The 14,476-nt window shown below is 73.5% G+C and carries 7 protein-coding genes; 6 read left to right on the top strand and 1 reads right to left on the bottom strand.

The window, feature by feature from the left end; genetic code table 11:
* The first annotated feature begins 73 nt into the window (after nt 1-73).
* The 6 genes from IF01_RS0123550 (at nt 74) to IF01_RS0123525 (ending at nt 12,460) form a co-directional block, all read left to right on the top strand.
* Nucleotides 74-1,477 carry an extracellular solute-binding protein gene (locus IF01_RS0123550; protein WP_030395507.1) on the top strand — a complete coding sequence of 468 codons (1,404 nt, stop codon included), beginning with the start codon at nt 74-76 and terminating at the stop codon, nt 1,475-1,477.
* A 51-nt stretch (nt 1,478-1,528) separates the two neighbouring features.
* On the top strand, nt 1,529-2,437 hold the full coding sequence (locus tag IF01_RS0123545; RefSeq protein ID WP_030395506.1) for a carbohydrate ABC transporter permease: 909 nt from the start codon (nt 1,529-1,531) through the stop codon (nt 2,435-2,437).
* Between the two features lie 8 nt (nt 2,438-2,445).
* On the top strand, nt 2,446-3,315 hold the full coding sequence (locus IF01_RS0123540; RefSeq protein ID WP_030395505.1) for a carbohydrate ABC transporter permease: 870 nt from the start codon (nt 2,446-2,448) through the stop codon (nt 3,313-3,315).
* A 26-nt stretch (nt 3,316-3,341) separates the two neighbouring features.
* The gene (locus IF01_RS0123535; protein ID WP_030395504.1) at nt 3,342-4,961 is read left to right on the top strand and encodes a glycoside hydrolase family 13 protein; all 1,620 of its coding nucleotides are present in this window, start codon (nt 3,342-3,344) and stop codon (nt 4,959-4,961) included.
* A 143-nt stretch (nt 4,962-5,104) separates the two neighbouring features.
* Nucleotides 5,105-10,915 (top strand): DUF7927 domain-containing protein, encoded by a 5,811-nt coding sequence (locus IF01_RS0123530; protein WP_037780832.1) that lies wholly within the window; start codon nt 5,105-5,107, stop codon nt 10,913-10,915.
* A 165-nt stretch (nt 10,916-11,080) separates the two neighbouring features.
* The gene (locus tag IF01_RS0123525) at nt 11,081-12,460 is read left to right on the top strand and encodes a serine hydrolase domain-containing protein (RefSeq protein WP_051756042.1); all 1,380 of its coding nucleotides are present in this window, start codon (nt 11,081-11,083) and stop codon (nt 12,458-12,460) included.
* On the opposite strand, the gene IF01_RS0123520 is transcribed toward IF01_RS0123525, so the two are convergent.
* Nucleotides 12,447-14,444, bottom strand: coding sequence for a LamG-like jellyroll fold domain-containing protein (locus tag IF01_RS0123520; protein WP_030395501.1), 1,998 nt, complete (start codon nt 14,442-14,444; stop codon nt 12,447-12,449). The genes IF01_RS0123525 and IF01_RS0123520 overlap by 14 nt on opposite strands.
* Between the last annotated feature and the right edge of the window lie 32 nt (nt 14,445-14,476).

Raw genomic sequence — 14,476 nt, 5'->3', positions numbered from 1 at the left:
GGCACCCCCCACCCGGAACTGCCGGGCCCGGCGTCTCCCGCCCCGCCCCGCCGCTCGAAAGGGTCCACCACCCATGACCAGACACCCGCGCGTCCGCAGATCCCTCGCCGTGCTCGCCGCCGCCGGCCTCGCCCTCACCACCGCGGCCTGCGGCAGCGGCTCCGACGGCTCCGACGGCGCCGCCGCCCCCGGCACCCCCGCCGCCGACGCCGCCGCGCCCCTGGACCCGGCCGCCAAGGTGACCATCTCGATCGACTGCCAGCCGCCGGCCAACAAGCCCGCCGAGCGCAAGCAGTGGGCCGAGGACATCGCGGCCTTCCGGCAGCTCCACCCCAACGTCACCATCGACTCGAAGGACGGCTTCCCCTGCGAGGAGCCCGCCGCCTTCACCGCCCAGCTCAAGGGCCGGACCCAGACCGACATCTTCTACAGCTACCTCACCGACCTCGACCAGGCCCTGGACGCCGACGCCGTCCAGGACATCTCCGCCTACGTGAACGAGACGTCCGTCCCCGCGCTCAAGGACATCGACCCCTCCGTGCTCGCCACCCTCAAGGCGGACGGCAAGCTCTACGGCCTGCCCTTCTCCAACTACCGGATGGGTCTGATCTACAACCGCAAGCTCTTCCAGCAGGCCGGACTCGACCCCGACAAGCCGCCGACGACCTGGGACGGCATCCGCGAGGCCGCCCGGCGGATCGCCGCCCTCGGCGACGGCGTCAACGGCTACGGCGACTACAGCGCCACCAACCAGGGCGGCTGGCACTACACCGCCGAGCTGTACGGCCTCGGCGGCACCATGACCACCCCGGACGGCAAGAAGGCCGCCTTCCGCACCCCCGAGGGCCGCCAGGTCCTGCAGAACCTGCACGACCTGCGCTGGACCGACAACGCCATGGGCGCCACCCAGGGCCTCAAGTGGCCGGACCTGATGACCCAGATGTCCACCGACAAGCTCGGCATGTACGTCGGCGCGCCGGACGACATCACGTACATGGTGCAGACCCTCAAGGGGAACTACGCCGACTACGGCATGGGCCCGATGCCCGGCGGGAAGGCCGCGCTGCTCGGCGGCAACGACTACCTGTTCAAGAAGGGGCTGACCCCCGACCAGATCAAGGCCGGCATTGCCTGGATCGACTTCAAGTTCCTGACCGTCGGCAAGGGCCAGTTCGACTACGCCCGCACCAGGAACGACGGCCTGCCGGTCGGCCTCCCCCAGCCCTCCTTCTTCACCGGCGCCAGCCTGGCCGCCGACAACGCGGCCAAGTCCGCCGCGGCGACCGTCCCGGTGGCCAACTACGCGCCTTACCTGGCCGCCCAGGTGCCCGGAAGGACCGAGCCCGCCAACGCCCAGCAGATCTACAAGATCCTCGACACCGCCGTTTCCGCCGTCCTCACCGACCGGGACGCCGACCTCGACAAGCTGCTGGCGACCGCCGAGAGCCAGGTCAACCAGGTGCTGGCCAACCTCTGACCTCCGTCCGCCCGGCAAGCGCCCCGAAGCCCGCCGTCAGGAGCCCACCCCTTGGCAGCCACCGCCCCCCGCCCCCGCCCCGGCCGCCTGCGGCAGCGCGTCCGGCACCACCTCACCGCCCACGGGTTCCTGCTCGGCGCCGTGCTCTGCTTCGCGTACTTCTCCTGGTACCCGATGGTCCGCGAAGTGGTGATGAGCTTCCAGCGGACCAGGCGCGGCCGCACCACCTGGGTCGGCCTGGACAACCTCGACCGCGTCGTCCACGACCCCGCGTTCTGGCAGGCCTGGCGCAACACCCTGCTGTTCACCGTGCTCGCCCTGCTGCTCGGCTTCGCGCTGCCGTTCCTGGTCGCCCTGCTGCTCAACGAACTGCGCGGCGCCCGGACCTACCTGCGGGTCCTGGTCTACCTGCCGGTGATGATGCCGCCGGTCGCCTCCGTGCTGCTCTTCAAGTACTTCTACGACCCCAGGCACGGCCTGTTCAACCGGATCCTCGAACTCCTCCACCTGCCGACCTCGGCCTGGCTGAACTCCGCCGACACCGCCATGGTCTCGGTGGTGCTCGCCGCCACCTGGATGAACATGGGCAGCGCCACCCTCATCTACCTGGCCGCCCTGCAGAACATCCCCGGCGAGCTCTACGAGGCCGCCGAACTCGACGGCGCCGGCCTGCTCCGCCGGATCCGGCACGTCACCATCCCGCAGACCCGGCTGATCCTCTCCCTGCTCCTGCTGCTCCAGATCGTCGCCACCATGCAGGTCTTCGTCGAGCCCTACCTGCTCACCGGCGGCAACGGTCCCGAGGGCTCCACCACCACCGTCGTCCACCTCATCTACCAGTACGCCTTCAACTTCAACAACTACGGCAGCGCCTCGGCCCTCGGCCTGGTCATGCTGATCGTCCTCGCCGGCTTCTCCGCCCTCTACGCCCGGCTCGCCCGCCACACCGACCAGGACTGAGGCCGCCCATGCGCACCCTGATCTCCGACGTCCAGCTCAACCGGCCGCGCGGCCGGCTCGTCCACCGGATCGTCCTGGTCGTCGTCGTGACCGGCTTCACCCTGGTCTTCCTCGGCCCGCTCTACTGGCTGGTCACCGGCGGCCTCAAATCCGCCCGCGAGGTGGTCCAGAGCCCGCCCACCCTCGTCCCGCACGAACTCCACCCCGGCACCTACGCGGAGGCCTGGCGCCAACTGCGGCTCGGGCGCCTGCTGTCCAACACCCTGGTCTACGCCTTCGGGGCGCTCGCCCTCCAACTGGTCTTCGACGTCGCCGCCGCGTACGCGCTCTCCAAGCTCCGCCCGGTCCTGGGCAAGCTGCTCCTCGGCATGATGCTGGCCACCCTGATGGTCCCGGCCGCGGTGCTGGTCGTGCCGCAGTACCTGACCGTGCTCGACCTGCCGCTGCTCCACCTCGACCTGGTCGGCACCCCGTGGGCGATCTGGCTGCCGACGGTCGCCAACGCCTTCTCCGTCTTCCTGCTGAAGCGGTTCTTCGACTCGATACCGGACGAACTGCTCGCGGCCGCCGCGATCGACGGCGCCGGCCCGCTGCGGACCCTGTGGTCGGTCGTCCTGCCGATGTCCCGGCCGATCCTCGGCGTGGTCTCGATCTTCGCCGTGGTCAACGTCTGGAAGGACTTCCTCTGGCCGCTGCTGGTCCTGCCCGACCCGCGCGACCAGCCGCTCAACACCGGCATCAACTCCCTTTCCCTGGGCGTCCCGCAGAACGTCCTGATCGCCGCCCTGGCGATCGCCTCGGCCCCCACGATCGTGTTCTTCCTGATCTTCCAGCGCAACATCATGGCCGGCCTCACCACCGGCAGCCTCAAGGGCTGACACACCCCGACCCGAAGGAGGGCCCCGTGGCCCAGCAGCCCGAGTCCCCGCCCTGGTGGCGCGACGCCGCCGTCTACCAGGTCTACCCGCGCAGCTTCGCCGACGGCGACGGCGACGGCGTCGGGGACCTCGCCGGGATCCGAGCCCGGCTGCCCCACCTCGTCGAACTCGGCGTGGACGCCGTCTGGTTCAACCCCTGGTACCCGTCCCCGCAGAAGGACGGCGGGTACGACATCAGCGACTACCGCGCCGTCGACCCCGCCCTCGGCACCCTCGACGAGGCCGAGAAGCTCATCGCCGAAGCGGCCGGCCTCGGCCTGCACACCATCGTCGACATCGTCCCCAACCACGTCTCCGACCGGCACCCGTGGTTCCGCGCCGCCCTCGCCGCCCCGCCCGGCAGCCCCGAACGCGAGCGCTTCCACTTCCGCGACGGCCGCGGCGAGCACGGCGAACTCCCGCCCAACAACTGGCGTTCGGAGTTCGGCGGCCGCCCCTGGACCAGGACCGCCGACGGGCAGTGGTACCTGCACCTGTTCGCCGCCGAGCAGCCCGACCTCAACTGGGACCACCCCGAGGTGCGCGCCGAGCACGAGGCCGTCCTGCGGTTCTGGTTCGACCGCGGCGCCGCCGGGGTGAGGATCGACTCCGCCGGGCTGCTGGTCAAGGACCCGAGCCTGCCCGACCTCACCCCCGACGGCCCGCACCCCTACGTCGACCGCGACGATCTGCACCAGGTGTACCGCTCCTGGCGCGCCGTCGCCGACTCCTACCACCCGCCCCGGGCCCTGATCGGCGAGGTCTGGGTCCCCGACGCCGAGCGGTTCGCCCGCTACCTGCGCCCCGACGAACTGCACACCGCCTTCAACTTCGACTTCCTGGCCCGCCCCTGGGACGCGGCGCAGCTGCGCGAGTCGATCGACAGCACGCTCGCCGCCCACGCGCCGGTCGGGGCGCCCGCCACCTGGGTGCTCGCCAACCACGACGTCACCCGGACCGTCACCCGCTACGGGCGCGCCGACACCCGCTTCGACTTCGCCGCGAAGGCCTTCGGCATCCCGACCGACCCCGCCCTCGGCCGCCGCCGAGCACGCGCCGCCGCGCTGCTCACCCTCGCCCTGCCCGGCTCGGTCTACCTCTACCAGGGCGAGGAGCTCGGCCTGCCGGAGGTCGAGGACCTGCCCCTCGACCGGCTCCGCGACCCGATGCACCACCGCTCGGGCGGCACCGACCCCGGCCGCGACGGCTGCCGCGTCCCGCTGCCCTGGTCCGGCACGGCGCCGCCGTACGGCTTCACCGCCCCGGGCGCCGAAGCCGGGGAGCCCTGGCTGCCGCAGCCCGCCGACTGGGCGGCGCTCACCGTCGAGGCCCAGACCGGGGACCCGGACTCGATGCTGGAGCTCTACCGCACCGCCCTGCGGCTGCGCCGCACCGCGATCACCGGCGGGCTCCGCTGGCGTCCGGCCCCCGAAGGCGTCCTCGCCTTCGACCGCGGGCCCGGTTTCACCTGCCTGGTCAATCTCTCACCGTGGCCGGTCGCGATCGACATCGCCGGTGAGCACCTGCTCGCCAGCGACGACCTGACGGGGCGCCTGCTGCCGCCGGACACCGCGCTCTGGCTGCTCCGGAGCGCTCCCCGGGACTGAGTCCCGCCGCGCGGCCCGGGGCCGGACCCGCGGGGCGCAGCCGGATGAGTGATCATCCGATCACCCGTCGGAGTGGGTGTTTGATGATCAGCTCATGCTGTGACTTTCTGTGACTGCCGCCGCCAGCCCACAGGAGTCGTGTCGTGAGGCATCTCGCCGCTTTCGGTCCGTCCGTCGAGCGCAGGCTCGCGCAACTGCTCGCCCTGCTGCTCGTGCTGCCCTCCCTCGTGCTCTCCGGGGCGGGACCCGCCCTCGCCCAGAGCTGGACGGTGGAGGGGCAGAACGTCCCCTCCGCCTTCGACTGCGACCACCTGTACTACAGCAACTTCCGCTCGGGCATGGAGTTCACGAACGACGCCTCCGGTGCCGCGACCGTCCGCAACACCGTGATCAGCAAGCGGGTCGGCAGCGGCCTGCCGGACTACTGGTCCACGAACATGGCGATGGGCACCGACCCGGACACCGGCCGGGTCGCCGCCTTCTACTCCAGCTACACCACCTCGAACCTCAAGCTCTACAAGCACGTCAGCGGCACCGACACGGTCACCGACCAGATCGCCGGCGGCGCCACCCGCAACCTGCCGGGCGGCGTCAACTGGGGCGGCCTGGGTGCCGACCCGCGCACCGGCATGCTCTACGGCGCGCAGAACGGCGGCGCCCCGGTGCTGTTCGGGATGGACCTGGCGACCGGCGCGACCCGCACCTGGTCGCGCGGCAGCACCCTGACCTCCGTCCCGGCGAACGACCCGGTGTTCGCCGGCGGCACCCTGGTGCCGGACATCTTCGTCGACGTCGACGGCGGCGTGTACTACGGCATCGTGTACTCCGGCTCCACCTACATCTACCGCCTCGACCCCGCCACCGGCACCACCGCCCAGGCCGTGCGGATCACCGGCGCCGGCGCCGGGAACGGCTTCAACAACTACGGCATGGCCTTCTTCGACGGCGCCGTCTACCTCGGCTACTACGGCGGCGCGCTCTACCGGGCCGACCCCCGTACCGGCGTCTCGGTCCAGGTGGCCGGCGGCAACGCCCAGGACAACCAGACCGGGCGGATCAGCTCCGAGTCCGGCGGCTCCTGGCCGATCACCGACCTGGCCAGCTGCGCCGTCGCCCCCAACCTGACCTCCCGGCTGGTGGTCGCCAAGACCGCCGACACCGCGACCGCCAAGCCCGGCGGCACCGTCCGCTACACCGTCACCGCCCGGAACGACGGCGCCGTGCCCGTCACCGGCGCGGTGGTCACCGACGACCTCGGCGGCGTGGTGGACGACGCGGCCTACAACAACGACGCCACCGCCACCGTCGGCGGCACCCCGACCGCGAACCGCCCGGCCTACGACCCGGCGGACCGGACCCTGCGCTGGAGCGGGGACATCCCGGCCGGGGCCACGGTGACGATCACCTACACCGTCCGGGTCGCCGACCCGCCCGGCGGGGACGGCGTCCTGCGGAACGCGGTCACGGTCCCCGACAGCAACTGCGGCGCCCTCTCCACCGACCCCGCCTGCACCACCGAGGTCCCGGTCGCCCGGCTGGCGATCCGCAAGTCCGTGTCCCCCGAGGCCCCGCAGCCGGGCGCCACCGTCACCTACACCGTCACCCTCACCAACGACGGCGCGGCCGACTGGACCGGCGCCACCCTGACCGACGACCTCACCGACGTGGTCGACGACGCCGTCTACAACAACGACGCCACCGCCCGCACCGCCGACGGCGCCACGGCCGGCACCGTCACCTGGACCCCCGGCGACCGCACCCTGCGGTGGACCGGGACGGTCGCCCGGGGCGGCGTCGTCACCGTCACCTACACGGTGCGGATCGGCTCCCCGCCCCCCGGGAACAAGCGCCTCACCAACCGGGCCGTCGGCCCCGACGGCTCCAACTGCGCCGCGGGCAGCACCGATCCGGACTGCACCACGGACGAGACCGTCAGCGGCCTCGTCCTCGCCAAGAGCGTCTCCACCACCTCGGCCCGGCCCGGCGACACCGTCACCTACACCATCACGGCCGAGAACACCGGCGGCGTGGCCCGCACCGGAGTCACCGTCACCGACGACCTCTCCGGCCTCGTCGACGACGCCGACTACCGCGGCGACGCGGCGGCCGGCAGCGGCAGCGCCCCCACGCCCACCCAGCCCGCCTACGACGCCGGAACGGCCCGGCTGACCTGGACCGGGGACATCGCGGTCGGCCAGAAGGTCGTGATCACCTACTCGGTGACCGTGCGGACCCCGCCCACCGGCGACAAGGTGCTGCGCAACGCCGTCACCGGCCCGGTCGACTCCAGCTGCCCGCCCAGCACCACCGACCCCTCCTGCGGCACCGAGACCCCGCTCGCCACCCTCGTGATCGCCAAGACCGCCTCCAGCGGCACCGTCTCCGCCGGCGAGCGGCTGACCTGGACCGTGACCGTCACCAACACCGGCCGCGCCGCCTACCCCGGCGCCTCCTTCACCGACGACCTCACGGGCGTCCTGGACGACGCCACCTGGGACGCCGAGGTGACCGCTACCTCCGGCACCACCGCCTTCGACCCGGGCACCCGCCGCTTCGACTGGCGGGGCGACGTCCCGGCGGGAGCCACCGTCACGGTCACCTACCGGGTCACCGTCGGCAGCCCGCCCGCGGGGGACAAGCGGCTGCGCAACGCCGTCACCGGCCCCGACGGCACCAACTGCCCGGCGGGCGGCACCGATCCGGCCTGCGCCACGGAGACCGACGTCCGCTCGCTCAAGGTCGCCAAGAGCGGCACGCCGGACAACCCGAGGACCGGCGACACCGTCACCTACACCCTCACCGTCACCAACGACGGCACCGCGCCCTACCCCGGAGCCCGGCTCACCGACGACCTCACCGACGTGCTCGACGACGCCACCTGGAACGACACCGCGAGCGCCACCACCGGCAGCACCGCCTTCGACCCCGCCGCCCGCGTCCTCACCTGGACCGGCGACCTGGCCGTCGGCGCCACCGCGACCATCACCTACACCGTCACCGTCACCAACACCGGGGACACCTACCTGCGCAACACCGCCACCGCCACCGACTCCAACTGCCCGCCCGGCTCCACCGATCCGAGCTGCCGCTCGGTCATCCCCCGACCCACCCTGAACGTCCGCAAGACCTCTGCCCCCGCCTCCGCCCGGCCCGGCGACACCGTCACCTACACCCTCACCGTCACCAACCTCAGCGCCGACGCCGACTACCGCGCCGCCACCGTCACCGACGACCTGGCCGGAGTACTGGACGACGCCGTCTGGGACGGTGCCGTGACGGCCTCCACCGGGACCGCCGCCTTCGACCCGGCCGCCCGACGGCTCACCTGGACCGGGGACGTGCCCCGCTCGGCCACCGTGACCGTCACCTACACCGTGACCGTCGCCAAGCCCCCGACCGGCGACAAGCTCCTGCGCAACGCCGTCACCGGCCCGGCCGACTCCAGCTGCCCGCCCGGCACCACCGACCCCTCCTGCGGCACCGAGACCCCGCTCGCCACCCTCGCCATCGCCAAGACCTCCGTCCCCGCCGAGGCCCGGCCCGGCGAGCGGATCACCTGGACCGTCACGGTCACCAACACCGGCCGCGCCACGTACCCCGGGGCCTCCTTCACCGACGACCTGAGCGGCGTCCTCGACGACGCCGTCTGGGACGACGCGGTGACGGCCTCCACCGGGACCGCCGCCTTCGACCCCGCCACCCGGCGCCTCACCTGGACCGGCGATCTGCCCCGGGAAGCCTCCGCCACCGTCACCTACAGCGTGACCGTCGCCTCCCCGCCCACCGGGGACCACCGGCTGCGCAACGCCGTCACCGGCCCCGACGGCTCCAACTGCCAGGCGGGCAGCACCGATCCGGCCTGCACCACGGAGACCCTGGTCGCCCGCCTCGTCCTCACCAAGACCGCCGACCCCGCCACCGCCCGCCCCGGCGCCAAGGTGACCTGGACCGTCACCGCCGCCAACCCCGGCACCGCCCCCTACCCGGGTGCCTCCTTCACCGACGACCTGACCGGCGTCCTCGACGACGCCACCTGGAACGACGACGCCACGGCCACCCTCGGCACCGTCGAACGCCGCGCGGACCGGCTGCACTGGAGCGGCGACCTCCCCGCCGGCGCCCACGCCACCATCACCTACAGCGTGACCGTCGGCAGCCCGCCCGCCGGGGACAAGGTGCTGCGCAACGCCGTCACCGGCCCCGCCGACTCCACCTGCGAAGGCCGCTGCGGGACCGAGACCCCCGTCGCCGAACTCACCCTCCGCAAGAGCGCCGACCCGGCCGACCCGGTGCCCGGGGGCCGCGTCACCTACACCCTGCGCCTCACCAACCCCGGCACCGCCACCTACACCGGGGCCACCGTCCGCGACGACCTGAGCGGCGTCCTCGACGACGCCACCTGGAACGACGACGCCCGGGCGACGGCCGGCACCCTGGACTACGCCCGGCCGGTCCTCGGCTGGACCGGCGACGTCGCCCCCGGCACCCCCGTCGTCATCACCTACAGCGTGACCGTCGGCAGCCCGCCCGCCGGGGACAAGGTGCTGCGCAACGCCGTCACCGGTCCCGCCGACTCCACCTGCGACGGCGACTGCGGCACCGTCACCCCGCTGCCCTCGCTGCGCATCGACAAGAGCGGCACCCCCAAGGACGTCAAGGCCGGCGACACCGTCACCTGGACCGTCACCGTCACCAACACCGGCGAGGCCCCGTACCCCGGCGCCTTCTTCACCGACGACCTCACCGACGTGCTGGACGACGCCACCTGGAACGACGACGTCCGCGCCGACACCGGGACCGTCCGCTACGCCGCGCCCCTGCTCAGCTGGACCGGCACCCTCGCCAAGGGGGAGCGGGCCACCGTCGTCTACCGCCTCACCGCCACCCTCGCCGGGGACCAGCGGCTCACCAACACCGTCACCGCCCCCGGCTCCAACTGCGAGGCCGGGTCCACCGATCCGTCCTGCCGGGAGATCCTCCCCGCGCCGCTGCTGAAGGTCCGCAAGTCCGCCACCCCGGCCGTCGCCACCCCCGGCGGCACCGTCCACTACACCGTCACCGTCACCAACACCGGCGGCTCCACCTACCGGAACGCCTCCGTCACCGACGACCTCGGCGGCGTGCTCGGCAACGCGAACTGGAACAGTGACGCCCGGGCGGACACCGGGACCGTCCGCTACACCGCTCCCCTGCTCAGCTGGACCGGCACCCTCGACGCCGGGGCCACCGCCACCGTCACCTACTCCGTCACCGTCACCCGCGAGCCCACCGGGGAAAAGACCCTCCGCAACACCGTCACCAGCCCCGACCGTACCAACTGCCCCCTGCCGATGGGGAACCGGCGCCGCGCGGCAGTCGACCCCGATTGCGCCACCACCACCCCCGTCCGCTCCATCGCCCTCCTCAAGACCGCCACCCCCGCCACCGCCGCGCCCGGCGAAGCGGTCCGCTACCGCATCACCGTCACCAACACCGGCGCCGCCGCGTACGAGAACGCCTCCTTCACCGACGACCTGAGCGGGGTGCTGGACGCCGCCGCGTGGAACAGCGACGCCCGGGCCGACGGCGGCGCGCTCGACTGGACCGCGCCCAGGCTGACCTGGCGCGGGCCCCTGGCCGTCGGGCGGACCGTCACTGTCACCTACTCCGTCACCGTCCGGGCGGACCTCACGGGGGCGCGCACGCTGCGCAACGCCGTCAGCTCCGGGACGCCGGGGGCGAACTGCGAGGAGCCGTCCGGGCCGGGCTGCGGGACCGAGACGCCGGTCCGGCCGCCGGTGGTGCCCCCGGTCGTGCCTCCGGTGGTTCCGCCCGTCGTGCCTCCCGTCGTGCCGCCGGTGGTGGTGCCGGTGCTCCCGCCGACGGGGAGCCGGGCGATCGACCTGCTGCCGGCCGTCGCCGCGCTGCTCACCCTCGGGGTCGCCCTGACCGTGCTGCGCCGCCGGGCGGCCTGACGGGAGTTCGGGGGCCGGGGGCGCGACAGCCCCGGCCCCCGCCGATCGGCCGGCGCTCCCGTCCTCGGGGCGGACCGCCGATGTCCCCCTGAGGAGGAGGCGCGGTCGTGCGGCGGCTGAAATCCTGGTGCCGGCGGCCCGAGGGCCGGGCCGGGAGGGGGCACCATGACCAGTGTTCGGGTTCGGACGGACCATCGGCGCGGGCGGCTCGGGGCACAGCTCGCCGCCGTCGCCCTGGCGGGTGCCACCGTCCTCGCGCTCGCTCCGACGGCGGCCGTGGCGGCCGGTGGCGACGGCGGTTCGGCGGAGCGTCGGCCGCGGGTCGACGGGCAGCAGGAGCTGCGGGACCTCGTGGAGCGGGGCGGAACGACCGCCGCGCTCGCCGAGATCCGCGGTGTCGGCCGCTCCCCGTGGCGGGGCGCCGCCGGGGTGGCCGACCTGGCCACCGGGCGTCCGGCCGAGGCGGACGGCCGGTTCCGGATCGGCAGCGTGACCAAGGCCTTCGTGTCGACGGTGCTGCTGCAACTGGTCGGGGAGGGGCGGCTGCGGCTGGACGACCCGGTCGAGCGCCACCTGCCGGGGGTGGTCCCCAACGGTGCCGCGATCACCGTCCGGCAACTGCTGAACCACACCAGCGGCCTGTTCAACTACACCGAGGACACGCGCTTCCTGATCACGAGCGAGGCCGATCTGGAGGACTACGCGCACGGGACGTGGCGCTACCGGGACTACCGGCCGGAGCAGCTCGCCGCCGTCTCCGCGGAGCACCCGCCGTACTTCGCGCCCGGGCAGGGCTGGCACTACTCCAACACCAACTACGTGCTCGCCGGGATGATCGTCCGCAAGGTCACCGGCCGCGCCTGGCAGCAGGAGGTGGAGCGCCGGGTCGTCCGGCCGCTGCACCTGGAGGACACCGTCTTCCCCGGCTCCGGGACCGGCTTCGGCGGCCCGCACACCCACGCGTACCTGGACCTGCCGGCCGGGCCGGCCGACATCACCCGGCTGAACCCCTCCGTGGTGGACGCGGCCGGCAACGGCATCTCCACCACCACCGACCTCGACCGCTTCCACGCCGCGCTGTTCGGCGGGAAGTTGCTGCGGCCCGCCGAGATGTCCGCGCTGACGGAGACGGTGCCGAGCACGGTCCCGGGCACGGTCCCGGACATGGGGTACGGGCTCGGCGTGTTCCGGCTCGACCTGGGGCCGGGCTGCGAGGCGGCCTGGGGCCACGACGGCAGCCTCGGCGGCTGGGGCACCCTGCTGCTCGGCAGCCGGGACGGCAAGCGGCAGTTCGCGCTGTCGTACAACCCCTTCGTCGGTCGGGACGGCTCGGGGGCCGAGGAGCCGGTCGGCTCGCTCGTCGCCAAGACGCTGTGCGCCCCGGGAACGGGCACGGGAACGGGCACGGGCGCGGGCGCGGGCACGGGGTCCCCGGAGGCGGCGGCTCCGGTGCCGCAGCCGGTGCCGGTGCCGGAGCCGGTTCCGCGGACGATTCCGCGCACCGGCCCCGACCTGCCGCTCCCCGACCTCGTCACGCGGTCATGAAGTCCCCCACCCGCAGGGCCCGGCGCACGATCCGGACATCGCCGATGTACCCGTGGAACACCTTGTCCAGCACCCCCGCGTACGCGTAGCCGCCCACCATCCAGGGGCGCCCGAGGGTGGTCAGCCCCACGGCCGGGGTCGCCGGGTTGCGGGCCACCTCGCAGCCGTCCACGTACATCCGGCTGAGCTTCCCGTCGTTGACGACCGCGACGTGCCACCAGCGGTCCAGCGGCAGCTGGTGGCCCCAACAGGTCGACGCCCCGGTCTGGTTGACGGGGTAGACGCACCACTGGAGCGCGGGCGCCTCGGAGAGGCTGAGCGTCACGACGGGCTCGTCGGCGTCCGTGCCGGGTCCGCTCCGGCCCGCCTCGGCCGCCGTTCCCCAGCGGCTGAGCAGGGCGGACCAGCGGCTCTGCCCGGAGTCCCAGTCGGCGGGCAGCTTGCAGAACGCCTCGACGGTGAAGCCGCGTTCGAAGGTCTCCCGGTTCAGAGGGGCGTTGGGCGCGGTCTGCAGACAGGTGCCGCGCACCGGCGAGCGGGTGCCCCTGAACAGCAGGCTGCCGTGGCCCGGCTGGTCCGGGTGGTGCTCCGAGGACCAGCTGAGTCCGCCGTCCGGGGTGCCGGGGGCGCTCTGCGGGTACAGGTCGTTGCCCTGCCCCGTCAGGTCCTTGACGACCTGCCGGGCCGTGACCGCGGTACCGTCGCCGCCGCCCTCGAAGCGCCAGTACGCGGCGGTGTCCCGGACCAGCAGCTCGGAGGCCCGGCGGGCGGGGCGCGCCGGGACGGGCGCGAAGCCCGCGAAGCGGCGGTCGAAGTCGATCGATAGCGAGAAGCGGTCCACGTCCGAGGTCAGCTCGACCTGCTGCGCGGCCAGGGTGTTGCGCTCCTCGGCCGCGATCTCCTGGATCCACGGCGAGTAGGTCGACACGTCGACGGTGTTGCGGTCCAGGTCGAAGCGGTACGCCCGGATCATCGCGGCGCCGCCGTAGTAGCGGTCCTGGTAGTTGGTGATGTGGACGTGCACGTCGTGGCCGGCCTTGTTGGTCAGCACCGTGCGGCCGGGCGGCCAGTAGTGGCCGTTGACGGTGAGGAAGATCTGGTCGTTGCCGCTGATCAGCCGCTCCCAGAGCTGCCGGCCGTAGTCGGACAGCTCGGCCCGGCCGCCCTCGTCGGCGTACGCCAGCTCGTGGGTGGTCAGGATCACCGGCACCTTCGGGTTGGCGGCGATCACCGCGTTGGCCCAGGCGAAGCCCGCGTCGGAGAGCCGCCAGTCCAGCGAGAGCAGCATCCACGGGCGGCCGCCGGCGGTGACGATGTGGCAGGTGTTGTAGCCGTCCGGGCTGGAGCTGCGGTAACCGGAGGTGCGGGCGGCCCGGGCGGGGCCGAAGGTCTCCAGGTACGGGGTGCTGCCGCGCCGGTCGTCGGTGGAGGAGCGGACGTCGTGGTTGCCGGCGAGCACGCCGTAGGCCGCGCCGGCGTCGTCCAGCAGGCCGAACACCTCGCTGACGGCGGCGAATTCGGTGGCCAGCCCGTTCTCGGTGACATCGCCGAGGTGGGCCAGGAAGACGATGTTGTCGTCCGTGCCGTCCTCCCGGTTGACCCCGCCGTCGAGCACGTGGCGGAGCGCGGCCTCGACCGGCGCCGGGTGGATCCGGTCCTGGTCGAACAGGTACTGGGTGTCCGGCATGACGACGAGGGTGAACCGGCGGGCGTCCGGGTCGGGCTGCCAACGCTGCTTCCCGGCGGGCTTCCTGGCCTTTCCGGCGGTTGTGCCGGACGCATCGGAGCCGGCCGCTGGTCCGGGGCCGGCCGCGTGTGCGGGCACCGCGCCGAGCAGGCCGAGGCCCGCCGTGCCGACCCCGGCACCCAACAGGCCCGCCCCGCGCAGGAACCGGCGGCGCCCGGCCGCAGCGGGCCCGTCCCCGTCGAGTTCGGCGGTGCGCGGGCACTCGCAGGGCAGCTCGGACTCGTGGTTGTCGTGCATGTTCGCTCCCGGAGGTGGTCCGGCCCCCGACG

It is taken from the genome of Kitasatospora purpeofusca, from assembly GCF_000718025.1.
Lineage (GTDB): Bacteria > Actinomycetota > Actinomycetes > Streptomycetales > Streptomycetaceae > Kitasatospora > Kitasatospora purpeofusca.
The sequence above is the reverse complement of the archived record's forward strand: the minus strand, read 5'-3'. Positions and strand labels throughout refer to the sequence as shown.

Bases quoted from the DNA above. Each gene is read 5' to 3' on its own strand.
- IF01_RS0123550 (WP_030395507.1), top strand. From the start codon at position 74: ATGACCAGACACCCGCGCGTCCGCAGATCCCTCGCCGTGCTCGCCGCC.
- IF01_RS0123540 (WP_030395505.1), top strand. From the start codon at position 2,446: ATGCGCACCCTGATCTCCGACGTCCAGCTCAACCGGCCGCGCGGCCGG.
- IF01_RS0123525 (WP_051756042.1), top strand. From the start codon at position 11,081: ATGACCAGTGTTCGGGTTCGGACGGACCATCGGCGCGGGCGGCTCGGG.
- IF01_RS0123520 (WP_030395501.1), bottom strand. From the start codon at position 14,444: ATGCACGACAACCACGAGTCCGAGCTGCCCTGCGAGTGCCCGCGCACC.